We start from the raw sequence: 23,476 nt of genomic DNA, 5'->3' as shown, positions 1-23,476 counted from the left end.
AAGGAGATCCGCATGAGTTTCGAATCAAGCACCGAACGCACCAGTGTCGGCACAGTCGATGATCTCCACGAGTCGGCCATCCGGCTGATCGGCCTGGACGACTTCGGGGACGGGTCCGTCGACAACTACCGTGAAGCGCTGGGCGTCCTGCTGGACTCATATCAGAGCGAAGCCGGGCTGACTCCCTTGGGCTCCAAGATGTCTCGGGTCTTCCTGCGCGGCGCACTGGGTGCTCGGTTGCTCAGTGAGGCCGCCTTCAAAGCGCATCCCGACCACGCGCAAGTGGCCATCAACCGGCCGATCTTCGTCACCGGCCTGCCACGCACCGGAACTACCGCGCTGCATCGCCTCCTCAACGCCGATCCGATGCACCAAGGTTTGGAGATGTGGCTGGCCGATTTCCCGCAGCCCCGGCCCGCTCGCGACACCTGGGATTCCAACCCGGTGTACCAGCAGCTCGAGGCACAGTTCTCCAAACATCACGTGGATAACCCGGAATTCATGGGCCTGCACTACATGTCGGCAACCGAGGTGGAGGAATGCTGGCAGCTGCTGCGCCAGTCGGTGCACTCGGTGTCGTATGAATGTCTTGCACATGTCCCGTCATATGCCCAGTGGCTGTCGCAGCAGGACTGGACACCGGCATACCGGCGCTACAAGGCCAACTTGCAGCTGATTGGACTCAATGACATCGAAAAGCGTTGGGTGCTCAAGAATCCGAGCCACCTTTTCGCGCTCGATGCGCTCATGGAGGTGTACCCGGACGCGTTGGTCATCCAGACACATCGCCCCGCGGAGACCATCATCGCTTCGGTCTGCTCGCTCAATGAGCACGCCACCGCAGGCTGGTCAGAGACCTTCGACGGCGCGACCCTTGGCGCCGATCAACTGGATACCTGGGCACGGGGCCTGGAGTCGTTCAAGTCTGCTCGCGCCAAGTACGACGAGGCTCAGTTCTGCGATGTCGACTACTTCGACTTCATCTCCGATCCGATCGGCACCGTTGAATCCATCTACCGGCACTTTGGATTGGAGCTGTCGGCGTCCGCTCTGGTGGAGATGCAGAAGATGAACGACGAAAGTCAAAAGGGCCCGCGCGCACCCAAGCATGTCTACTCGCTTGCCGACTATGGGCTGAGTAAGGAAGCGGTGATGGAGCGCTTCGCGGGGCTGTGACCCGTATCGCCGTAGTGGGCGCCGGCGCGGCGGGAACGCTTGTCGCCCTGCATCTACTGCGGCACGCAGCCACCGGGACGCTACATCTGACACTGATCGATCCCGATAGGAGGACCGGGCCGGGAGTGCCCTATCGCACCGCGGATCCGCGTCATCTTCTCAACGTTCCGGCGGGCAAGCTCAGTGTCACTGTTGCCGAGCTGGCAGATTTCGTTGCCTGGCTTGCTGAAAACGGCTTACCAGAGGCGAGCCCCGAGGATTTCGTTCCGCGAGAACTGTTCGGACGTTACCTCTCCAGTGCATTCGAAGGAGCACGCGGTGATCGCGTGACTCGGGTCCATTACCGCGCCGTCGCGGTGGCTCGGCACGCCGGCGGGCTCTCGGTTGCTTTATGCAATGGCGACGAGGTGCACGCCGACACCGTGGTGCTGGCGGCCGGGCCGAATACCCCCGGAACCTCCTGGGCGCCAGACTGGTTGCGGCGCAGTGCGCTCTTTGTGAGTGATCCCTGGCGCGCAGGTGTGCTCGACAACCTTCCCGAGGACGGCGACCTGCTTCTGGTCGGAACCGGTCTGACGATGGCCGACCTGGCCTGCACGCTGCGACGGCCGGGCCGAATCCTGCATGCGATATCCCGTGGTGGGCTGCTCCCGCGAGCACATCGACTAGATCCACACCCTCCGGCGCGGGCTCCAGCGTTCGTTGTTGAGCGCGGCGACGTCTTGGAGCAGGCCGTGCATTACGTCCGGGACGTGATATCCGAGGGCGCCGACATGTGTGCGGCCGTGGATGCGCTGCGCCCCCACGTCGGCGCGTTGTGGGCGGGTATGAGTATGGGTGAACGCGAGTGTTTCCTGCGAAAATATCGCAGGCTGTGGGACATTCACCGCCATCGGATGGCGCCGCGCACTGCTGCTCAGATCGACGGGGATACCGCAGACGGTGCGTTACGTGTTCATCGTGCGGAACTGCAGGACGTTATTGCGTCGGATTCCGGGGTCGCCGTGACGTTGTCGACAGGGCAGGTTCTCCACGTGTGCGCAGTGATCAATTGCACCGGGCCGCAATACGATCTCACCGCCGGTGCCGATCGGTTGTGGAACCAACTCCTTGCCGACGGCCTGGCGCGACCCGGCCCACTGAACCTCGGGTTGGATACCGATACCGATGGAAGGCTGCTGCCTGGGGTGGTGCCGATGTGGGCAATAGGGCCACTGAGGCGCGGGAACCTCTGGGAAACAACGGCATTCGTGGAGATTCGAGCACAGGCGGAAAAACTGGCAGCGCTGATAGGGTCGTAGCGTGCGTGTTCTGGTGCAGCGGGTCACTTCGGCGACAGTGTCCGTCGAGGGGGAGGTGGTCGGTGCGATCCGCCCCGAAGGCCAGGGGTTGTTGGCCCTGGTGGGTGTCACCCATGACGACGATGCCCAGACGGCCGCGCAACTCGCGGAAAAACTGTGGCGACTGCGCATCCTCGATGAGGAGAAGTCGGCCGCCGACGTCGGTGCCCCGGTACTGGTGGTCAGTCAGTTCACGTTGTATGCCAACACGAAGAAGGGGCGTCGTCCCGCATGGAATGCCGCGGCGCCGGGAAGTGTCGCCGAACCTATCGTGACGGCATTCGCGGACGCACTGCGCAATCTCGGCGCACAGGTGGAAGCCGGGATTTTCGGGGCGCACATGCAGGTTGAACTGATCAACGACGGCCCGGTGACCGTGCTGCTGGAGCTCTAGCTCAGCCGTCCCCGGGTGGGGGCGCCGTGCAGATCGGGTCGAGGCACCCCTCGGCGACGGCATGCGCGATGCTGTCGGACAGACGCGGGCACCCGCGCACCCGCGCGGTGTTGGTGCCCTCCTCGCGTATCTGTGCGAAGTAGGCGCAGCGTCCGGCTGCTTCGGTATTCCATTGCACCGCGGTGTGATTGATGCCCAGCTTCTTGACCATTACCGAGCCGTGGCAGAACCGGCAGTCGACCTCCTGCAGGCCGGAGGTCAGATACCGCTGTTTGTCGCTCTCGGTCGCCTCGTGCAGAAGCGCGGCCTGCTCCGGGTTGTGTTCGAATGCGGGAGCCTTCGACCAATGGCCGTTCGGCCTGCCGGATCCAGCGGATTCGTGAGCCTCGTCTTCCCCGTGGGCGCCATGTAAAGCCAGCATCGACTGAGCCAGCTCTTCCACGGAAGGTGGGCTGGTGTTGGCCTCAGTCGATGCTGAAACTTCCGTCATCGCACTAGCTTTGCGTCGCCTCGGCGGGAGCTTCGGCCTCGGCTTGAGCTTCTGCGGAAGCCTTTTCGTCCGCTTGCCGCTTCAGGTTTTCGTCGACCTCGCCGTGCCAGAATTCGTTGGCCTTGGTGGTGTCGATTTCGAGTTCGAATCGGTCGGTCATTTCCGGAGTGACGTCGGCCTTGTCGACGTAGAACTGCGAGTACCACCGGCGCATCTGGTAGACGGCGCCGTCCTCCTCGACCAGCAGCGGGTTGTCGATACGGGTCTTGTTCTTCCAGATCTCTACGTCCTGCAGGAAGCCTTGTCCCACACCCTTGGTCATGGCGCGCGAGAGCTTGCCGGTCATCTTCTCGTCCATGCCCTCGGGCTTCTGCACGATGACGCCGTACTGCAGCACGAAGGAATTCTGGTCGATCGGGTAGTGGCAGTTGATCAGGATTGACTCGGCCTTGTAGCCGCCATAGTTGTTGTGCAGCCAGTTGATCATGAAGGAAGGCCCGAAGTACGAGGCTTCCGAATCGAGGATCTGCTCGCCGGTGTACTGCGAGGAACCACCGAGCTGCACATCGGGACGGCCGACGGTGCGCAGGTACTGCGAGGCGATGTGCCCCTCGAAGACATTCTTGAAGAACGTTGGGAATCCGAAGTGGATGTAGTAGAAGTGCGCCATATCGGTGACGTTGTCCACGATTTCACGGCAATTGGAACCTTCGATGACGATGGTGTTCCAGTCCCAGGTGGTCCAGCCGTCGTCGGCGAACTCCGGAACTTCCGGAATCTCCACATCATCCGTCGGGCCGTTGCCCTCGGCGTCATGCCAGACGAAGAGGAGGCCGCTCTTGACGTCGGTGGTCCAGCTGCGGGTGCGGGCCAGCTTGGGGGTGCGCTTGGCGTAGGGCACCAGCTTGCACTTGCCGTCGCCGCCCCAGCGCCAGTCGTGGAACGGGCAGGCGACGTTGTCGCCCTTGATGCTGCCCTGGGAGAGGTCGCCGCCCATGTGACGGCAGTATCCGTCGAGGACCTTGATATCGCCCTGAGTGTCGGCGAATACGACCAGCTTGGTACCGAACGCGTCGATCGCGTGCGGCTCTCCGTCCCTGAACGATTCTGCGACGCCCAGGCAGTGCCAACCACGGGCATAGCGCGTGGGAAGCTCGCCGACGTCGATCTCGCGAACGCCGATTCCTGCGGTATCTGTGCTCATGGCGGGGCTGCCTCCAGTGTTTCGATGCTGGTCGCTGTGGCGACCGTCTTCAACTAGAACATGTTACAGTTTTGGCCCCCCGGGGCGCAAGAAATATGCCTGCCACAAGCGCAAATAAGGCCCTTGGCTAGGGTCTGCGCATGCCTTTGTACTCACTCGACGGAAAAAGCCCGAGCGTCCACCCTGAGGCGTTCATCGCGCCGACCGCCTGTCTCATCGGGGATGTCACGGTGGAAGCCGGCGCTTCGATCTGGTTCAACACGGTCATCCGCGCCGATTACGCGCCGATTGTGATCCGGGCGGGCGCCAACATCCAGGACGGGTCGGTGCTGCACAGCGATCCGGGGATGCCGGTCGATATCGGTGAGGGAGCCACGGTGGCGCACATGTGCCTGGTGCACAGCTGCACCGTGGGTGACGGCGCCCTGATCGGAAATCACGCGACGGTGCTCGACGGCGCCTCCATCGGCTCGCGCAGCATGGTGGCCGCGGGTTCGTTGGTACTCGGCGGCAGCCAAATCCCCGAGGACGTGCTGGTGATGGGCTCGCCCGCCAAGGTCAAGGGGCCCGTCGCGGGCACCCCCGCGGAGTTCCTCACCAAGGGCGTTCCCGCCGCCTACCAGGCGCTGGGGAAGCGCTACCTGGACGGTTTGGACACGTAACCGCTACGGCCTGCTCAGCTGCAGGCAGTCGGGCACGTTGAATACCCGCTGCATTCGCAGTTCCTTGGCGGGCAGCTGGGTACGCACTTCGGCGGTGCGGACCACGCGTGGGTCGGTAAGGCGCAGAGTTTCCCCGGCCCGGACCAGTTCGGCCCCGCCCCGTGCGATGACATTGCGAACCCAGTCGGCGTTCGCGCCGTACGGCAAGAGGATGAGCACGGTGTTCTCGTGTGTGTCGAAGGCCTCGACGGGGGTCTCGTAGGCACGTCCGCTGTTCCTGCCGGTGTGGTGGATGACCGCTGTTGACGTGGATGCGGTACCGGCGGTTGTCATCACTCTGGGGTTGGTCACGGCGCGATTGAACCGGCGGACCGCGTTGAGTATCGCGGGGATCTGCATCCGGATACCGACTACGAGCAGTGCGAATAGGGCGAGCGGAACTGCGGCGACGATGAGGATGAGCGCGATGAGCACGCGTTCAGGCTACTGAGATGCGATCGGGAGTGTGACCAGGATCTCTGGACGTGCGTCCCACTTTCTTCGGAATTCTTTTTAGGCTTGCCTTACCTAATCGATGTCCGAATCAAAGGGGATGGCATGAGGAAGATCCGAGTCGCGGTTATCGGCGCAGGTCCGGCCGGTATCTACGCCGCCGATATCCTCACCAAGGAGTACGAGCAGGCGCAGGTCGATGTGTTCGATCGACTGCCCGCGCCCTATGGCTTGGTGCGTTACGGCGTGGCTCCCGATCATCCCCGCATCAAGGAGATCATCAAGGCGCTGCGCCGGGTGCTCTCGCGCGACGAGATCCGGTTCATCGGCAATGTCCACTACGGCACCGACATCAAGCTCTCGGATCTGCGGCGCTTCTACGACGCGGTGATCTTCTCGACCGGCGCGCGCGCCGACCGTGACCTCGACATCCCCGGTATCGACCTTCCGGAAAGCTATGGCGCCGCCGACTTCGTCTCCTGGTACGACGGTCACCCCGATGTACCGCGGGACTGGCCGCTGACGGCCAAGAGCGTCGCGGTGCTGGGAGCCGGGAATGTGGCCCTGGATATCGCGCGCATGCTGGCCAAGCCTGCCGATGAACAGCTCAGCACCGAGATCCCCGACAACGTCTATCAGGGCCTGGCGCTCAACCAGGCCACCGACGTGCACGTCTTCGCGCGGCGCGGTCCGGCGCAGATCAAGTTCAGCCCCATGGAGTTTCGCGAGCTGTCCCACTCGCCGAGTGTGGATGTCATCGTGCACCCAGAGGGATTTGAGATCGACGAGGGCAGCCAGCAAGCCATCAATTCCAGTAAGGCCACCAAGCTCGTCGTCGACACCATGATGAAGTACCTGGACACCGAGCCCACCGGCGCGCCGCATCGCATCCACATCCACCTGTGCCAGTCGCCGGCGGCCGTGCTGGGGATCGATCGGGTCGAAGCCCTGCGCACCGAGCGCACCGAGCTCATCGGCGACGGAACTGTCAGGGGAACAGGCGAATACACCGACTGGCCGGTGCAGGCGGTCTACCGCGCGGTCGGCTACATCTCCTCGCACCTGGCGGACCTGCCGTTCGACCACCACGCCGGGGTTGTTCCGCACGACGCCGGACGGGTGCTCGATATCGACGGAATCCCGGTCGAATCGACCTACGTCACGGGCTGGGTCAAGCGCGGGCCCGTGGGATTGATCGGACACACCAAATCCGATGCAGCCGAGACGATTTCCAGCCTGCTTGTAGACCTCCCGGGTATTCAACCCGCCGAAATCTCCGACCCCGATGCGGTTTTCGCGCATCTGCGGGGAAGCGGGATTGACTACACCACGTGGGAGGAGTGGGAACGGCTCGATGCTCACGAGGTAGCCCTCGGCGAGGAGCAGGGCCGCGAACGCATCAAAGTGGTACCGCGCGAGGAGATGATCAGCGCCGGTCGCCAGGCCTCTTAGCGCGAAGACATAAAGGCCCCCGTCGCCGCGAGCGCGGGGGTCTTTATGTGGTTCGGCGGAGTCAGACCTTCTTGGCGGTCCCCGCCACCTTGTCGAACTCCCAGTACGCACGCAACACGACGAGCTTGCCCTCGTCATTGGCCTCGTAGGTAAACACACCCTCGGCCGTCATCTGGTAACCGTTCATCGTGGTGACGATCCGGCCCACGTTGGCCTGATGTGTGCCGCAGTCGTAGGTGGCGTCGAAGATGAAATCCAGGTTCTCGGTGGGGGCAATGATGTTGTCCCAGAAAGCCGCAATGGCCTGCTTGCCGCGATGCCCCTTGCCCTCGGGATCGAACGGCGACGGACCCACCGGATCCTGCACTACGCCGTCGTCGGCGAAGTTGTCGACCCAGGCCTGCTTGTCGCGGGCTTCGACGGCTGCACGGGAACGCTTGCCCGCTTCATCGGCGAGGCTCATGCCTTACTCCCATTCCCTGCGGGCTTTTCGCTTCCCACGACCCACATCGAGTAGTACTGCGAACCGCCGCCATACGCGTGGCCTAGCGCCTTCTTGGCGCCTGGTACCTGATGATCGCCGGCCTTGCCCATCACCTGGATGGCGGCCTCCGCGAAACGGATGAGGCCCGAGGCGCCAATCGGATTCGAGGAGAGCACGCCGCCGGAGGCGTTGACGGGGATCCGGCCACCAATGGCGGTCTCGCCGGCCTGGGTCAGTTTCCAGCCCTCACCCTCGGCCGCGAATCCCAGGTTCTCCAGCCACATCGGCTCGAACCACGAGAACGGCACGTAGATCTCTGCGGCGTCGATTTCGTCGATCGGGCTGGTGATTCCCGCGTCACGCCACAATGCCGCCGCGGCGTCGCGTCCCGCCTCCGGATTCACCCGGTCGCGCCCGGTGTAGTCGAGCGGTTCGGTGCGCAGCGCGGTGGCATGCACCCACGCGACTGTATGGCCGTCGGCGATACGGCGATCGGCGGTTTCTTCGTCTCCCACCACGATTGCGCATGCGCCGTCCGAGGACGGGCAGGTCTCGTCGAAGCGGATCGGGTCCCACAACATCGGAGAGGCCATCACCTTCTCGACGGTGATATCCGGCTGGTGAAGGTGTGCCAGTGGGTTCTTCGCCGCGTTGAGCCGGTCCTTGACCGCGACGATCGCTCCGGTGTCCAGCGGAGCCTTGGAGCGTTCGATGTATGCGCGCACATGTGGGGCGAAGTATCCGCCCGCACCCGCGCCCACGGGCACCGAGAAGGGCACCGGAATCGACAACGCCCACATGGCATTCGACTCCGATTGCTTCTCCCAGGCCAGTGCCAGCACACGGCGGTATTTGCCCGACTGCACCAGGCTGGCCGCGACCACGCCGGTGGAGCCGCCGACCGAACCGGCGGTGTGTACCCGGATCATGGGCTTTCCGGTCGCGCCGATCGCGTCCGCCATGAAGAGCTCGGGCATCATGACGCCCTCGAAGAAGTCGGGGGCCTTACCCACGACGACGGCGTCGATATCGTCCCAGCCGACACCCGCGTCGGTCATTGCCCGGTCAATCGCTTCGCGGACAAGGCCATTCATGGAGACGTCCTGGCGCTTGGCCACGTACTTGGTCTGCCCGGTGCCGATCACAGCAGCGAGGTTTTTTGATGCACCCACGATTACTTACCCTCCAGCACCGCGACGAGGTTCTGCTGAAGTACGGGCCCGCTGGTCGCGTGGGCCAGCACCCTTCCTGCTGAACCATTCCAGATATGTTGTGCGGCAAAGCCGATCCGCTCCAGCCCGGCCGAGAACATCGGGTTGGCCACCAGGGTGCCGCCCGAAGGGTTGACGGTCGTGGAGTCCTTGAGGCCAATGGCTTCGGCGAGGATCAGCTGCTGATGGCTGAACGGTGCGTACAACTCGGCCACCTCGATGGAGCCGGGGTCGCCGCCGGTCGCGGCGGCCGCGGAGGCAGCCGTGGACGGCGAGGTGGTCAGATCTCGGGCACCGAGTATCGGCGTCTCGATCCGATGTTCGAATCCGGTAATCCACGCTGGGTTTTCGCGTAGCTCGCGGGCGCGGTCACCAGAGGCCAGCACCATGATCGAGGCGCCATCGGATATCGGCGCGATGTCGTGCTTGTGCAGGGGATCGGCGAAGTACTCGCGCGCCAGCAGCTCGTCGACGCTTGAGGCCGGGGCCTCGGAATCCACGCGCTGGGCGCGGCCGAGGGCGTCGAGGGCAACCTGTGCCATCTGCTCCTTGGTCCACTTCCCCGAATCCAGGCCGACCCGCGCCTGCAGCGCTGCCAACGACACCGAATCGGGCCATAGCGGAGCGACGGTATACGGATCGGTCTGCAGGGCAAGGGCTCTGCGCAGGGTGCCGGCGGAGGACTTCCCGAATCCGTAGACGAGTGCGGTCTCCACCTGCCCGGTGAGGATCTTGATGTAGGCCTCGTACAGCGCCCACGCCGCGTCCATCTCCACATGAGACTCGTTGATGGGCGGCACCGCACCGATCGAGTCGATCGCCGAGATGAACGAGAAGGCACGACCGGCCAGGTAATCGGATGATCCCGAGCACCAGAAGCCGATATCGGACTTGGTGATTCCGAGGTCGGCGTAGATCTCCCGGAAACAGGGCACCAGCATCTCGACACCGTTGGTGGTGCCCTCGGTGCTGCGTACGTGAGGGGAGTGGGCGAAGCCCACAACTGCTACTGCGGGGGCAGCGGAACTCATCAGATCCGGTCCTTGTAGGTCTCGTAGTCGGCGTCGGGCTCACCGGTGGGGCGGAAGTACTGGATATTGTCGATCCCGTATCCCCACTCCTCCTTGGGCTTCCACACGGCCTCGACTCGCATACCCATGCGGACATCCGCCGGATCGATGTCGTAGACGAGGTGCAGGAACGGAATATCGGCACCGTCGAGCAACACATATGCGGCCACATACGGCGGCTTGATGCGCTGCCCGGGGAAGGGGATGTTGATGATCGCGAAGGTGGTGACGACGCCCTTATCGGCCACTTCCACCAGGTCCGAGGTGGGCTCACCGGTCAGCGGATCGGCCCCACGCGCCGGGAAGTACACACGTCCACCGGCGCCGGTGCGGCCGCCGAGCAGCTTGCCCTCGGCCAGCGCGCGCAGATAGGCGCTCTCCTCCGGTGAGGTGATGTGCTGAACTTCCAGCCGGATCGGGGTGACCTGCATGGTCACCGGCTCCTGATCTGGTGCGGGCGCGGGCACGTCGACCTGACGGTCTCCGAGTGCGAAGTAGGCGATGTCGGTGATCGCGCCGACGGTCTCATCGGCCCATACCGCGTGCACGCGGGCACCGGTCTCGATACCGGCGGAGCCCGCATCCCCTGCGTCGACGGCGTGCAGCAGCGCGGTGTCGGCACCGTCGAGCTTGATGAGTGCCCAGGCGAACGGTTTGGCCAGCGGCTGGCCCTCGAGCGGCTCGGGCTGCCAGGACCACGACTGGACCGTGCCGACACTCGACACCGGCACCACCTCGGTCAGGGGTGCGTAGGTTACCGGGTCGTACTCGGCCGCCGGTACGTGAACCCTGCCGTCGCTGCCGCGGGTGCCGACGATCTGCCGATCGCGCAGGGCGGTGAAGAACTTGGAGAGGGTCGGTCCCACCGAACGGGTGTAATCAAAAGACAGTTCGAGGGGTGCCGTCAGGAGGGGCAATTGCCCGGTTGTGCTGCTTTGGCTGACTGTCACACCTCCGAGTAGAACAAGTTCTAGTTTTTTTCGCAAGGGTGGTGGTCGCGGCATATCCCGCCGGTTACAGTCGGGCCATGAAATTCGGATTGCAGCTGGGGTACTGGTCGGCCTCCCCGCCGGAGAACGCGCCCGAACTGGTGGCCGCCGCCGAGGAGGGCGGATTCGACGCCGTCTTCACGGCTGAGGCCTGGGGTTCCGACGCGTACACCCCGTTGGCCTGGTGGGGGTCGGACACCAGCCGAATCAGGTTGGGTACCTCGGTGATTCAGCTCTCGGCGCGAACACCCACGGCCTGTGCCATGGCGGCCCTGACGCTGGATCACCTCTCCGGTGGCCGCCATATCCTGGGGCTGGGCGTATCCGGGCCGCAGGTGGTGGAGGGCTGGTACGGACAACCATTCCCCAAACCTCTGGCCCGCACCCGCGAGTACATCGACATCATCAGGCAGGTATTGGCTCGCGAGGCGCCCGTACGCAGCGACGGCCCGCACTATCCGCTGCCGCTGACCGGGGACAAGGCCACCGGGCTGGGCAAGCCGCTCAAGCCGATTGTGCATCCGCTGCGTGCCGATATCCCCATCTTCCTCGGGGCCGAGGGCCCGAAGAATGTGGCGTTGACCGCTGAGATCGCCGACGGCTGGCTGCCCATGTTCTATGCGCCGCGGCTCGCCGACATGTACAACGAATGGCTCGACGAGGGCTTCTCGCGTCCCGGCGCCCGGCGCAGCCGCAAGGACTTCGAGATCGCCGCTACCGCGCAGGTGATCGTCACCGACGACCGCCGCTCGGTGCTCGACCAGCTGAAGCCGTTCTCCGCCTTGTATATCGGGGGCATGGGTGCGGTCGAACTCAACTTCCACGCCGAGGTGTATCGGCGCATGGGTTACGGCGAGGTGGTTGATGAGGTCACCGAGCTGTTCCGCACCAACCGCAAGGACAAGGCGGCCGAAGTGATTCCGGATGAGTTGGTGCTCGACACCACCATCGTCGGAACCGAGGCCGAGGTACGTGAGCAGATCAAGACCTGGGAGGCCGCGGGGGTCACCATGCTGGTGGTCGGTTGCCGCAGTGTCGCGCACGTCAAACAGCTGGCGGCGCTGACCTAAACCTCGCGGAAGTCGAGCATCGCGGTGACGGTGTCGACGGCCTCATTCAGTGCGTGAAACCGCGTCTCCAACGTCGGTGCTGCCAGCACGGCGTGCCGATCGGCCTGACCCATGGGCACTCGAGATGCCAACGCGTACAGCCGCTTTTCGGCGCCGCTGGGCAGCCCGGTGGCGATGGACCACCGGCGGGGCAGGCGCACCTGTTGTGCGGTCGCGACCCGGCGCAGCAGGTTCTCGATACGTGCCTGCACCTCGTTGAGGGCACTCAACGGCAGCACCCGCTCATCGAGTTCGTCGGGCCACGGTTCGGTCTCGGCACGCGGATACGGATCGTCGTCGAGCCACCGGTTGATGCGGATTCGATGCGCGCCCTCACAACGCAACGCGAAGCGCTCCGCGCCGAGGGACTCGCAGTCCAGGACGCGGACCGCGGTGCCGACGTCGTGGCGGACGTCTCCGCCACCCACCTCTCTGCCGCGAGCGATCAGAACGGTGCCGAAGGTACGGTCGGCGGCCATCACGTCCCGGACCAGGGCGACGTAGCGCGGCTCGAAGATACGCAGCGGCAGGGGCTCACCCGGCAGCAGCACCGACTGCAGCGGGAACATGGGCGTCACGCCGCCCACACTATGTGGGCCGGTCTAGGTACCGGTGAAGTTGGGGGCGCGCTTCTCGGCGAAGGCGCGGGGGCCTTCCTTGGCGTCGTTACTGGTGAAGACCCCGATGCCGACCTTGGTGTCGGCCTTGAAGGCCTCGTTCTCGTGCAGGCCTTCCGAATCGCGGATGGTCTTGAGGACCGCTTGCACCGCCAGGGGTCCGTTCGCGGCGATCATGTTCGCAAGCTCCAGGGCCTTGTCCAGTGCCTGGCCGTCGGGGACGACGTGGCCGATGAGCCCGATTTCCTTGGCTTCCGGGGCCTTGAGGTGCCGGCCGGTGAGCAGGATGTCGCAGGCGACCGTGTACGGGATCTGGCGGGGGAGGCGCACGGCCGACCCGCCCATCGGGTACAGGCTCCACTTCACCTCGGAGACACCGAATTTGGCGCTCTCACCCGCGACGCGGATATCGGTAGCCTGCAGGATTTCGGTGCCGCCGGCGATCGCGGGGCCCTCGACGGCCGCGATCAGCGGCTTGGTCAGGCGCCGGCCCTTGAGCAGACCGGGGATGACGGACGGGTCGTAGCTGCCGTCGGAGAACTGGTCGCCCGGGGCGCGCTTGTTCATGGCCTTGAGGTCCGCTCCGGCGCAGAAGTACCCGCCTGCACCGGTCAGGATGCAGACGCGAACGTCGGGATCATTGTCGACGCGGTCCCAGGCCTGCGTCATGATTTCCAGCATTTCCCCGGACAGGGCGTTGCGTGCGTGCGGACGATTCATCGTCACGATGAGGACGTGATCGCGGAGTTCCACTAGGGCGTGCGGGGCGTCCTGTTCGGTCACTGTGTCCGTCATGAGGCTCCTTCATTGGGCCGGGGCTTGTCTAAAAATGTAACACGTTCTAATTTATGGACATGGCCCTTAACATTGCCGACCTCATTGAGCATGCAATCGACACTATGCCCGATCGTGTCGCCATCATTTCCGGTGACCGAAAGCTGACGTACGCAGAGCTTGAGGAACAGTCCAACCGGCTGGGGCACTATCTGCAGAGCCAGGGCGTGGGCCCCGGCGACAAGGTCGGCCTGTACTGCCGCAACGGCATCGAGATCGTCGTAGCGCTGACGGCCATCGTCAAGATCCGCGCGATCTCGGTCAACGTGAATTACCGGTACGTCGAGGCCGAGTTGCACTACCTGTTCGAGAACTCCGATATGGCGGCCCTGGTGCATGAGCGCCGGTATGCGGACAAGGTCGCGAACGTCCTGCCGAGCACCCCGAACGTCAAGACCGCGATTGTTGTCGAGGACGGAACAGATCTCGACTACTCGTCGTACGGCGGCGTCACGTTCGCAGATGCGCTGGCGCAGGGATCTCCGGAACGTGATTTCGCCGAGCGCAGCCCCGACGACATCTTCCTGATCTACACCGGCGGCACCACCGGCTTCCCCAAGGGTGTGATGTGGCGGCACGAGGACATCTACCGCTCGCTGTTCGGCGGGATCAACTACGTCACCGGCGAGTACATCGAGGGTGAGTGGGACCTGGCCAAGCAGGGAGCCGAGGCCGCTCCATTCATCGGTTTCCCGATCCCACCGATGATCCACGGCGCCACCCAGGCCGCGACCTTCATGGCCCTGTTCCAGGGGCGCACCACGGTGCTCGCGCCCGAGTTCAACCCCGAAGAGGTGTGGGAACTCATCGAGAAGCACAAGATCAACATGCTGTTCTTCGCCGGCGACGCGATCGGGCGACCGCTGATCGACGCGTTGGATACCGAAGTGGGCCGCGCCCGCGATCTGTCCTCGCTGTGGGTGTTGGCCAGCAGTGCCGCACTGTTCTCGCAGACGGTCAAGGAGCGGTACCTGGAGCTGCTGCCCAACCGGGTGATCACCGATGCGATCGGCGCCTCCGAGACCGGTACCGGCGGGTTGTCCACCGTTACCAAGGGGCAGATGCATCCGGGTGGCCCAACCGTGAAGATCAGTTCCACCACAACGGTTCTCGACGAGGAAGGCAATCCGATCCAGCCCGGTTCCGGGGTGCGGGGTCTCATCGCCAAGAGTGGGCACATCCCGGTCGGATACTTCAAGGACGAGAAGAAGACCGCCGAGACGTTCAAGACGTTCAACGGTGTGCGGTACGCGATCCCTGGTGACTGGGCGACCGTCGAAGCGGACGGCACTGTCACCATGCTGGGTCGCGGATCGGTGTCGATCAACACCGGCGGCGAGAAGGTGTTCCCTGAGGAAGTCGAGAGCGTCCTGAAGGGCCACCCCGCCGTGTTCGACGCGGTTGTCGTCGGTGTGCCCGACGAGAAGTGGGGTCAGCATGTGGGCGCTGTCGTCGCGGTGCGTCCCGGCGTGGAGCTCACCTTCGAAGAACTGGACACCCATGCGCGCAAGGAGATTGCCGGATACAAGGTGCCGCGCAGCGTCTGGATTGTGGACACCGTCAAGCGCAATCCTGCGGGCAAGGCCGACTACCGCTGGGCCAAAGAAGTCTCGGAAACCGAGAAGGTGGACCTCGTGAACACCAAGCACGTCAACACGGGAGCCTGAGCCATGCATACCGACCTTTGTGAGCGGTTCGGAATCCGCTATCCGATATTCGGTTTTACGCCCTCGGAGAAGGTCGCCGCAGCCATCACCCGCGCGGGCGGGATGGGTGTGCTGGGGTGTGTCCGCTTCAACGATCCCGACGAGTTGGACGCCGTTCTGAATTGGATGGATGAGAACACCGACGGCAAGCCCTACGGTGTCGACATCGTGATGCCGGCCAAGGTGCCCACCGAGGGCACTGCGGTAGACATCGACAAACTGATTCCGCAGGGGCACAAGGATTTCGTCGAGAAGACTCTTGCCGACCTGGGCGTGCCCCCATTGCCGGGCGAACGTGAGTCGGCGGGGGTGCTGGGCTGGCTGCATTCGGTGGCCCGCTCACATGTGGAGGTCGCGCTCAAGCATCCGATCAAGCTGATTGCCAATGCGCTCGGCTCCCCGCCCAAGGACGTGATCGACCAGGCGCACGAGCACGGCGTGCCGGTCGCTGCGCTGGCGGGGAAGGCCGAACACGCCAAACGGCATGTCGAGAACGGTGTCGATATCGTTGTGGCCCAAGGCTATGAGGCCGGTGGACATACCGGCGATGTAGCATCCATGGTGCTCTGGCCCGAGATCGTGGATGCCCTCGACGGCAGCGCCCCGGTGCTGGCGGCCGGCGGTATCGGCAGCGGCAGACAGGCCGCGGCAGCCCTGGCGCTCGGTGCCTCGGGTGTGTGGACCGGCTCCATCTGGCTGACCGCCGCCGAGTATGACCTTGGAAGCGTTACCAGTGGTGGCGATTCCGTGGTGCAGCAGGCGCTGTTGAAGGCGACCTCCAGCGACACCGTGCGCACCCGCATCTACACCGGAAAGCCCGCGCGACTGCTGAAGACCAAGTGGACTCAGGCGTGGGATGCCGAGGGTGCGCCCACGCCGCTGCCGATGCCGCTACAGAACATTCTGGTGAGCGGGGCGCACGAGCGGATGAATCGTGCGCATGACCCGGAGACTGTCTGCTTCCCCGCGGGGCAGATTGTCGGGCGGATGAACGAGATTCGGCCTACCTCCGAGATCGTGGCCGACCTGGTGGCCGGTTTCGAGAGCGCTGTCGACAAGCTGAACCAGATCCGCGGCTAGCTCTGCCCGCCGCTCTCCTAGCCGCCGAGTGTGCGGATAGTGTCGAATATCAGCGAGATTTCGACCAGATCCGCACACTGGGCGTCAGGGCTGAATGTAGGTGCTCCCGGAGAGCCGCCACAGCGGGTCGCTGGTTTCCAACGCCTCAGCTGATAGCTGCCGCTTGATCACCTTGAATGTCGCAGTACGGGGGAGTTCGGTGCTTATTCGGACGAATGACGGCCACTGTTTGGGCCCGAGATCCTCTTGTGCGGAGAGGAACTCACCCAGCTTCGATGCCTCGAACCCGTTACGTACGATCAGGGCCGCCATGACACGATCTCCGACGGTGGGATCCGGAATGCCATAGATGGCAACCTCGGTGATATCCGGATGGCGCAGTAGCACGCGCTCGATGGGGGCGGTGCCCAGGTTCTCGCCGTCGACCCGCAGCCAATCGCCCAGGCGTCCGGCGAAGTACACGAACCCGTTTTCGTCGGCATAGGCGAGGTCGCCGCTGCGGTACTTGCCCTCGACCATGCGCTCGGCATCGGCCTCTGCGTTCTTGTAATAGCCGGTGAATCGTCCGGGGCCGGTCACATTCACCAGCTCGCCGGTGGCCTCCTCGGCATTGACCACCTTGCCGCTCTGGTCAAAAACCGCAGGGGGGCAAGGCTGTCCGGTCTGGACGTTCAGAATCTGAACGTCGGGGGTCAGGGGGCCTATCGCACCGGGCGGCGTCCCAGGCGCCCAGCCCAGCGCTACCCCGCCCTCGGTCGACCCGAACCCGTCCACCACAAAGGCGCCGAATCGCTTGGCGAATCGGTCGGTATCGCCGGCAGCCGCCTCGTTGCCGTACATGAACTTCAACGGGTTCTCGGCGTCATCGGGCCGTTCCGGTGTCGCCAGCACATACGACATCGGCTTACCGACGTAGTTGGCATACGTCGCCCCGTATCGGCGGACATCGTCGAGGAATCCCGATGCGGAGAAGCGGCGGCGCAACGCAATCGACGCACCGGCGGCGACGGCCACCGACCAGCCCGCGAGCACCGCATTGGAATGGAACATCGGCATCGAGAGATAACAGACATCTGTGGGACCGAGACCAAAGCGCGAGGACAGCATGACCCCCGCCGAGGCCACCTTGGCATGGGTGATCTGGACGGCCTTGGGGTCTCCGCTGGTGCCCGAGGTGAAGATGAGCATGAACAGTTCATCCGGTCGCACATCGGTGATCTCGATCAGTGGATGTTGTGGGTCGACAACGGTTTCGGATTCGTCCGTGATGATGAATTGGCAGTCGGCGAGCTCGACATCACGCTGCAAAGCCGATCCGCGCCGTGTCGAATTCAAGCCCACCAGCACCAGGCCACCTAGTGCGGCCGCGGAAAGGAGTCGCGCGAACCCGGGGGTGTTCTCCAGGATCACACCGACATGCGGCGGCTTCGACGGGTCCAAGCGTGCGCGCAATACCGATGCCAGGCGGCGGCTTTCGGCCACATGGTCACGCCACGACGTGAACGAACCCTCGAAATGCAGCCCCCGGTCCTCAACATCGGCCAGGTTCGCCAGCAGCTGCGTGACCGTTGTGCTCTCCGGCGTGCTCACAACCAGATACTAGGCAGGTGTATCGGCGAGTTCGCGGCCGATGCGGCGCAGTTGCTCCGTCGCGCTGCCCGAAGCGAACTCGCCGCGCTTGGCGGCCAGGAAGTAGCGGTGCACCGGATGGTCCTCGTCGATACCCACGCCGCCGTGCACGTGGACTGCGGTGTGTGCGACGCGGTGGCCGGCATCGGAGGCCCAGAACTTGGCAGTGGCGACGTCGACATCGGCGGGGAGATCTTCGGAGACCCGCCATGCTGCCTGCCACAGGGTGAGGCGCAGACCCTTGACGTCGATGTAGCCGTCGGCCAGCCGCTGAGCCACCGCCTGGAAGCCACCGATCGGCTTGCCGAACTGCTCGCGGGTGCGCGCGTAGTCGGCGGTCAGCTCCAGCGCCCGCTCCAGAACGCCAAGTTGATAGGCGCTGTGCCCCAGAGATTCCCGCAGCCGCAGCCACTCCACGACCTCGACGCCGCCGACCTTGCGGTCAGCAGGAACGGGAACCTCGGAGAGAATCAGCTCAGCGGAGCTGTCTTTGCCGGTGGTGTGCAACGTCTCCTGAGTGACACCGGCATCGTCGGCTGCCACGAGAAAGACCGCGACACCATTTTCGGTCTCGGCAGGTACCAGGTACGCATCGGCCTCCACGCCGAACGGCACTAGGACCCGATTGCCGGTCAGCACGTGACCTGCGCCCTCGGCCCGGGCAGCGACGGGCCCCTCGCCCGGTTCGCCGTCGAGCGCGATGGTCAGCACCTTCTTACCGGCGACAGCCGGTGCAGCCCAATCATTCTGCAGTGCTTCGGAACCGAACGCGGCGAGTGCTCCAGCCGCCAGTACCACCGACTCCAGGTATGGAACCGCGGCGAGTTCGCGGCCCAGTTCGACGAGAATCGATGACTGCTCCAGCACGCCGAATCCGCCGCCGCCCAACGATTCGGGCGCCGCGGTCGAGAGGATGTCGGCCTCGACGAGCTTGGTCCACAGCTGCCAGTCGAATCGGCTGTCCTGCTTGTCGAGCTCCTTCTGGCGCTCCGGCGTGCTGATCGCCGACGCGATGGTACGGGTCAGGCCGGCAAGGTCGGTCTGTGCCTCGGTCAGGGAGAAATCCATTGCAGTGCAGTCCCTTCTAGCGTGTCGCCGCAGGCTGGCCGAGTGCAGTCATCGCGATGATGTCGCGCTGAACCTCGTTGGTGCCGCCGCCGAATGTGAGGATCAAGCAGGCCCGGTGCATCCGCTCGACGCGTCCGCGCAGCTGCGCACCGGGGGAGTCCTGACGCAGTGTCGCCGCCGTCCCGAGTACCTCCATGAGAAGTCGGTAGGCCTCGGTGGCCAACTCGGTGCCGAAGACCTTCGTGGCGGAGGCATCGGCAGGGGAGGGAGCGGCATCGGTGGCGGAGGCCAGCTCCCAGTTGATCAGCTTGAGGTATTCGACCTTGGCATGCACGCGCGCCAGGTTCAGCTGAACCCATTCGGCGTCGATGATCCGGCCGCCGGGGCCCTTGGTGTTCTGTGCCCACTCGCGTACCTCGCGCAGTGCGGTGATGATCGGCGCCGAGGAGACCAGGGCCACCCGCTCGTGATTGAGCTGGTTGGTCACCAGCTTCCAGCCCGCGTTCTCCTCACCGACTCGGCTCGTCACCGGGACACGCACATCCTGGTAATAGGTAGCGCTCGTGCCGGGCCCGGCCATGGTGCGGACCTTGGTGTACGAGAAGCCCTCCGCGGTGGTGGGCACGATGAGCATGGAGATACCGCGATGCTTCTTTACTTCTGTGTTGGTACGCACCGCCAGCCAGATGTAGTCGGCGTACTCGATGAGGCTGGTCCACATCTTCTGGCCGTTGATGATGTAGTCGTCGCCGTCACGAACAGCCGAGGTGCGCAGTGAGGCGAGGTCGGTACCGGCGCCAGGCTCGGAGTATCCGATGGAGAAGTGCAGCTTGCCCGCCGCGATCTTCGGCAGGAAGAACTTCTTCTGCTCATCGGTGCCGAAGTGCATGATCGTCGGCGCGACGCTGTTGATGGTCAGGAACGGCACGGGGGCGCCGGCGATCGCGGCCTCGTCGGTGAAGATCAGCTGATCCATCACCGAGCGGTCCTGGCCGCCGAATTCCTTGGGCCAGCCCAGAGCGAGCCAGCCGTCGGCACCCATCTGTTCCACGGTCTCGCGGTAGACGTTGCCGCTGCCGTACTCACCCTGATTGGACGCCAAGGCCTCGCGCCGTTCCGGGGTCAGCAGTTTGTCGAAGTACGCGCGTAGCTCGCGGCGCAGCTCTTCCTGCTCGGGCGTGTAGGCGATATGCATGTGTGACCTCCGCTGCCGTGGCCCTCAGGTGTGACCCACGTTGACACAAGAGTTGTAACACGTTCTAGTCTAGGGAGTCCAGGCGCGGCGCCACGACACAAACTCAGCCCAGAGATCCTGGCGTCACCAGGGTTGTGTCGTGGGTCACGTGTCGTAGTCTGGCGATACAGCCCAGCTAGACGACGGAGTCGGCTCATGGAGCCGGAAAGAGGTTTCCAATGCGTGTCGGTGTAATTCCTGACCGTTGTGAAGGCAACTTGGTGTGTCTCGGGATCGCTCCAGAGGTGTTCGACGTCGATGACGACGACTATGTCGTCATCCTGCAGGAGGAAGTACCGGCCGATCAGGAAGATCTGGTCGAACAGGCGATCGCGGAGTGCCCGCGTGCCGCTTTGATTCGCAAAGACTAGAGGCATTCGTAAATCACCGGCCTACTTCGCGTTCGGCGAAGCGGTGTCGGCGTGATTCGGTGCGTCGATTGCATGGGACTGAAGGGAAATCACTATGAGCGCGATTGCTGATGCCGACCTGAGTGGCCGCGTCGCCATTGTCACCGGAGCCGCGGCGGGGCTCGGCCGTGCCGAGGCCATCGGCCTGGCCCGGTCCGGAGCGACGGTCATCGTCAACGACATCGCACCTGCCCTGGAGGGCAGCGATGTGCTCGACGAGATCGCCGCGGTGGGCGCCAAGGGCGTGACCGTCGCCGGTGACATCGGTGAGCGCTCTACCGCCGACGAGCTGATCTCCACCGCCGAATCGCTCGGTGGGCTGCACGTCGTGGTCAACAACGCCGGCATCACCCGGGATCGGATGCTCTTCAACATGTCGGACGAGGAGTTCGACGCCGTCATCCACGTGCACCTGCGCGGCCACTTCCTGCTGACCCGCAACGCCGCCACCTACTGGCGCGGTGCGTCGAAGGCGGCCGGTGCCCCTGTCTACGGCCGCCTCATCAATACGTCGTCTGAGGCCGGTCTCCTCGGGCCGGAGGGGCAGGCCAACTACGGCGCTGCCAAAGCCGGTATCACCGCCCTCACGTTGTCGGCCGCACGCGCCCTCGGTCGCTACGGGGTGCGGGCCAACGCCATCGCCCCGCGCGCCCGCACCGCGATGACGGCCGACGTTTTTGGTGACGCGCCCGAGGATTCCATTGATCCGCTTTCCCCTGAGCACGTCGTGACCCTGGTGCGGTACTTGGCCTCGCCCGCAGCGGAAGCAGTTAACGGTCAGCTGTTCATTGTTTACGGACCCACCGTCACCTTGTTGGCGGCGCCTACTGTGGAGGCGAAGTTCACTGCGGATTCGGACGCGTGGGATCCGTCGGCACTGAATTCGGCCCTGGCTGATTTCTTTGCTGGACACGATCCGAAGCGCACATTTTCGGCGACCGCACTGATGGTCGAGGAGTAAAGAGCAACGAGGGTGAGGGTGCGAATTTAATAGAACGAGTTCTAGTTATCGCATCAAACCCGCAGGACAAAGTGGACACGGCGTGCGATTTGTCTATTCGTACATGAATTGACACTAAGAATTTTTTCTCGTTAGTATGGTGCGCCTCACAGTGTGGTAGGTACACGCCGATCGTTAACCGGTTCTTTTGGGGCGAGATTCCGGCGGTACCGGGATGCGTGAGACAGGAGTAAAGGTTGAAGCAGCAGCTCGCGGCGCCCGCACGCGCCGTCGGCGGCTTCGTCTCCATGTCATTGGCCACGTTCCGCAACATCTTCCGCCGCCCGTTCCAAGGGCAGGAATTCCTGGATCAGACCTGGTTCATCGCGCGGGTCTCATTGCTGCCGACGCTCCTGGTGGCCATCCCCTTCACCGTGCTGGTGGCGTTCACTCTGAATATCCTGCTGCGCGAGATCGGCGCCGCGGACCTATCGGGTGCCGCCACGGCGTTCGGCACGGTGACCCAGCTGGGCCCGGTGGTTACCGTGCTCGTCGTCGCTGGCGCCGGCGCCACGGCGATCTGCGCGGATTTGGGCGCCCGCACCATTCGCGAGGAGATCGACGCGATGCAGGTGCTGGGTATCGATCCGATCCAGCGGCTCGTGGTTCCGCGCGTGCTGGCCTCGACCTTTGTCGCGCTGCTGCTCAACGGCCTGGTCTGTGCCATCGGTATGGTCGGCGGCTACGTATTCTCGGTGTTCCTGCAGGGTGTCAATCCCGGCGCCTTCATCAACGGTCTCACGGTGCTCACCGGCCTCGGCGAGCTGATGATCTCGGAGATCAAGGCCTTCCTGTTCGGCATCTTCGCCGGACTTGTCGGCTGTTATCGCGGGCTCACCGTCAAGGGCGGCCCCAAGGGCGTCGGCGATGCGGTCAACGAGACCGTCGTCTACTCCTTCATTTGTTTGTTCGTCATCAACGTGGTCATGACGGCCATCGGTGTGCGGGTCCTGGTGAAGCACTAGTGACCGGACCGTATCTTTCGACGCACACCGTCACCTCCTATACCGTTCGGTATATGCGTGGTCTGGGACGCTCGTTCGACAAATTCGGTGAGCAGGCTCTTTTCTACGCGCAGTCACTGAGTTACATCCCCGCAGCACTGACGAAGTACCGCAAGGAAACCATCCGGGTGCTTGCCGAGATCACCATGGGCACCGGTGCCCTGGTGATGATCGGCGGAACCGTGGGTGTCGCGGTTTTCCTGACTCTCGCCTCCGGTGGCGTCATCGCGGTACAGGGTTACTCGTCGCTGGGCAACATCGGTATCGAGGCACTTACCGGCTTCCTGTCCGCCTTCCTCAATGTGCGCATCATCGCGCCGGTGGTGGCGGGTATCGCAATGGCGGCGACTATCGGCGCCGGAACCACCGCCCAACTGGGCGCCATGCGTGTCGCTGAGGAGATCGACGCGCTGGAAACCATGGCAGTGCACGCGGTTTCGTATCTCGTGTCCACCCGTCTGGTGGCGGGGCTCATCGCCATCATCCCGCTGTACTCGCTATCGGTGCTGGCGGCGTTCTTCGCCTCCCGCGCGACCACCGTGATGATCAATGGTCAGTCCCCGGGTGTGTACGACCACTACTTCAACACCTTCCTGGTGCCCACCGATCTGCTGTGGTCGTTCTTGCAGGCGATCGTCATGTCAGTGGTCGTGATGCTCGTACACACCAACTACGGATTCAACGCCTCCGGCGGACCGGTGGGTGTCGGCGTCGCCGTCGGTCAGGCCGTGCGCACCTCCCTGATCGTGGTTGTGCTTGTCACTCTGTTCATCTCACTTGCCGTCTACGGCGGGTCCGGCCACTTCAATCTCTCGGGCTAG

Annotated in this window: 24 protein-coding genes; 12 read left to right on the top strand and 12 right to left on the bottom strand. The window is 64.2% G+C overall.

Going from position 1 to position 23,476, the window contains the following annotated elements:
* The first annotated feature begins 12 nt into the window (after positions 1-12).
* From AOT87_RS23670 to dtd, 3 genes are read left to right on the top strand one after another with little or no spacing between them, the layout of a single operon-like run.
* Positions 13-1,176, top strand: a complete 1,164-nt coding sequence (locus tag AOT87_RS23670; protein ID WP_057968129.1) for a sulfotransferase — start codon at positions 13-15, stop codon at positions 1,174-1,176.
* Positions 1,173-2,477: an FAD/NAD(P)-binding protein gene (locus AOT87_RS23665; protein WP_057968128.1), complete on the top strand. Its 1,305-nt coding sequence runs from the start codon at positions 1,173-1,175 to the stop codon at positions 2,475-2,477. The genes AOT87_RS23670 and AOT87_RS23665 overlap by 4 nt, the downstream gene beginning before the upstream one ends.
* 1 nt (position 2,478) lies before the next feature.
* On the top strand, positions 2,479-2,910 hold the full coding sequence (gene dtd, locus AOT87_RS23660; RefSeq protein WP_057968127.1) for a D-aminoacyl-tRNA deacylase: 432 nt from the start codon (positions 2,479-2,481) through the stop codon (positions 2,908-2,910).
* A gap of 1 nt (position 2,911) precedes the next feature.
* Here the strand turns inward: dtd and AOT87_RS23655 are convergent, their stop codons facing one another.
* A complete protein-coding gene (locus tag AOT87_RS23655; protein WP_081343474.1) occupies positions 2,912-3,352 on the bottom strand; it encodes a hypothetical protein in 441 nt (146 codons plus the stop codon).
* A gap of 52 nt (positions 3,353-3,404) precedes the next feature.
* Positions 3,405-4,604 (bottom strand): Rieske 2Fe-2S domain-containing protein, encoded by a 1,200-nt coding sequence (locus AOT87_RS23650; RefSeq protein WP_057968125.1) that lies wholly within the window; start codon positions 4,602-4,604, stop codon positions 3,405-3,407.
* Positions 4,605-4,744: 140 nt separating this feature from the next.
* Here AOT87_RS23650 and AOT87_RS23645 point away from each other — a divergent pair, with 140 nt between their 5' ends.
* Positions 4,745-5,266, top strand: coding sequence for a gamma carbonic anhydrase family protein (locus AOT87_RS23645; RefSeq protein ID WP_057968124.1), 522 nt, complete (start codon positions 4,745-4,747; stop codon positions 5,264-5,266).
* A gap of 3 nt (positions 5,267-5,269) precedes the next feature.
* On the opposite strand, the gene AOT87_RS23640 is transcribed toward AOT87_RS23645, so the two are convergent.
* Complete coding sequence (locus AOT87_RS23640; RefSeq protein ID WP_057964337.1) at positions 5,270-5,740, bottom strand: nitroreductase family deazaflavin-dependent oxidoreductase; 471 nt, start codon at positions 5,738-5,740, stop codon at positions 5,270-5,272.
* Between the two features lie 123 nt (positions 5,741-5,863).
* Between AOT87_RS23640 and AOT87_RS23635 the strand changes: the two genes are divergently transcribed.
* Positions 5,864-7,210, top strand: a complete 1,347-nt coding sequence (locus AOT87_RS23635; protein WP_057968123.1) for an FAD-dependent oxidoreductase — start codon at positions 5,864-5,866, stop codon at positions 7,208-7,210.
* Positions 7,211-7,271: 61 nt separating this feature from the next.
* Here AOT87_RS23635 and AOT87_RS23630 read toward each other — a convergent pair whose 3' ends face one another.
* From AOT87_RS23630 to AOT87_RS23615, 4 genes are read right to left on the bottom strand one after another with little or no spacing between them, the layout of a single operon-like run.
* Positions 7,272-7,673, bottom strand: coding sequence for a nuclear transport factor 2 family protein (locus tag AOT87_RS23630; protein ID WP_057964338.1), 402 nt, complete (start codon positions 7,671-7,673; stop codon positions 7,272-7,274).
* Positions 7,670-8,866: a thiolase domain-containing protein gene (locus tag AOT87_RS23625; protein ID WP_109398706.1), complete on the bottom strand. Its 1,197-nt coding sequence runs from the start codon at positions 8,864-8,866 to the stop codon at positions 7,670-7,672. The genes AOT87_RS23630 and AOT87_RS23625 overlap by 4 nt, the downstream gene beginning before the upstream one ends.
* Positions 8,867-8,868: 2 nt before the next feature.
* A complete protein-coding gene (locus tag AOT87_RS23620; RefSeq protein WP_057968121.1) occupies positions 8,869-9,936 on the bottom strand; it encodes a thiolase domain-containing protein in 1,068 nt (355 codons plus the stop codon).
* Positions 9,936-10,925, bottom strand: a complete 990-nt coding sequence (locus AOT87_RS23615; RefSeq protein ID WP_109398705.1) for an OB-fold nucleic acid binding domain-containing protein — start codon at positions 10,923-10,925, stop codon at positions 9,936-9,938. Before AOT87_RS23615 ends, AOT87_RS23620 begins: the two co-directional genes overlap by 1 nt.
* A 77-nt stretch (positions 10,926-11,002) precedes the next feature.
* Between AOT87_RS23615 and AOT87_RS23610 the strand changes: the two genes are divergently transcribed.
* Positions 11,003-12,034, top strand: a complete 1,032-nt coding sequence (locus tag AOT87_RS23610) for an LLM class F420-dependent oxidoreductase (protein WP_046256042.1) — start codon at positions 11,003-11,005, stop codon at positions 12,032-12,034.
* Here AOT87_RS23610 and AOT87_RS23605 read toward each other — a convergent pair.
* The gene (locus tag AOT87_RS23605) at positions 12,031-12,660 is read right to left on the bottom strand and encodes an LON peptidase substrate-binding domain-containing protein (RefSeq protein WP_078353962.1); all 630 of its coding nucleotides are present in this window, start codon (positions 12,658-12,660) and stop codon (positions 12,031-12,033) included. The genes AOT87_RS23610 and AOT87_RS23605 overlap by 4 nt on opposite strands.
* A 15-nt stretch (positions 12,661-12,675) precedes the next feature.
* Positions 12,676-13,485 carry a crotonase/enoyl-CoA hydratase family protein gene (locus AOT87_RS23600; RefSeq protein ID WP_030096322.1) on the bottom strand — a complete coding sequence of 270 codons (810 nt, stop codon included), beginning with the start codon at positions 13,483-13,485 and terminating at the stop codon, positions 12,676-12,678.
* Positions 13,486-13,538: 53 nt separating this feature from the next.
* On the opposite strand from AOT87_RS23600, the gene AOT87_RS23595 reads away from it, so the two are divergent.
* Both AOT87_RS23595 and AOT87_RS23590 read left to right on the top strand, forming a co-directional pair.
* Positions 13,539-15,191: an acyl-CoA synthetase gene (locus AOT87_RS23595; protein ID WP_057968120.1), complete on the top strand. Its 1,653-nt coding sequence runs from the start codon at positions 13,539-13,541 to the stop codon at positions 15,189-15,191.
* Positions 15,192-15,194: 3 nt separating this feature from the next.
* Positions 15,195-16,310: a nitronate monooxygenase family protein gene (locus AOT87_RS23590; protein ID WP_057968119.1), complete on the top strand. Its 1,116-nt coding sequence runs from the start codon at positions 15,195-15,197 to the stop codon at positions 16,308-16,310.
* 84 nt (positions 16,311-16,394) lie between these two features.
* Here AOT87_RS23590 and AOT87_RS23585 read toward each other — a convergent pair whose 3' ends face one another.
* From AOT87_RS23585 to AOT87_RS23575, 3 genes are read right to left on the bottom strand one after another with little or no spacing between them, the layout of a single operon-like run.
* On the bottom strand, positions 16,395-17,900 hold the full coding sequence (locus tag AOT87_RS23585) for a long-chain-fatty-acid--CoA ligase (protein WP_057968118.1): 1,506 nt from the start codon (positions 17,898-17,900) through the stop codon (positions 16,395-16,397).
* A gap of 9 nt (positions 17,901-17,909) precedes the next feature.
* Entirely contained in the window at positions 17,910-19,007 is a 1,098-nt protein-coding gene (locus AOT87_RS23580; RefSeq protein ID WP_057968117.1) for an acyl-CoA dehydrogenase family protein, read from the bottom strand.
* A 16-nt stretch (positions 19,008-19,023) separates the two neighbouring features.
* Complete coding sequence (locus tag AOT87_RS23575) at positions 19,024-20,202, bottom strand: acyl-CoA dehydrogenase family protein (RefSeq protein WP_057968116.1); 1,179 nt, start codon at positions 20,200-20,202, stop codon at positions 19,024-19,026.
* 218 nt (positions 20,203-20,420) lie between these two features.
* Between AOT87_RS23575 and AOT87_RS23570 the strand changes: the two genes are divergently transcribed.
* The 4 genes from AOT87_RS23570 (at position 20,421) to AOT87_RS23555 (ending at position 23,476) form a co-directional block, all read left to right on the top strand.
* Positions 20,421-20,612, top strand: a complete 192-nt coding sequence (locus AOT87_RS23570; RefSeq protein ID WP_030096329.1) for a ferredoxin — start codon at positions 20,421-20,423, stop codon at positions 20,610-20,612.
* Between the two features lie 94 nt (positions 20,613-20,706).
* A complete protein-coding gene (locus AOT87_RS23565; RefSeq protein ID WP_057968115.1) occupies positions 20,707-21,612 on the top strand; it encodes a 3-oxoacyl-ACP reductase in 906 nt (301 codons plus the stop codon).
* Between the two features lie 236 nt (positions 21,613-21,848).
* Positions 21,849-22,616 (top strand): ABC transporter permease, encoded by a 768-nt coding sequence (locus AOT87_RS23560; RefSeq protein ID WP_057968114.1) that lies wholly within the window; start codon positions 21,849-21,851, stop codon positions 22,614-22,616.
* Positions 22,617-22,669: 53 nt separating this feature from the next.
* Complete coding sequence (locus AOT87_RS23555) at positions 22,670-23,476, top strand: ABC transporter permease (protein ID WP_057968142.1); 807 nt, start codon at positions 22,670-22,672, stop codon at positions 23,474-23,476.

Origin of the sequence: Mycobacteroides sp. H003 (assembly GCF_001440135.1) — a bacterium.
Taxonomy (GTDB): Bacteria; Actinomycetota; Actinomycetes; order Mycobacteriales; family Mycobacteriaceae; genus Mycobacterium; species Mycobacterium gwanakae.
This window is presented reverse-complemented; position numbering and strand designations above follow the sequence as displayed.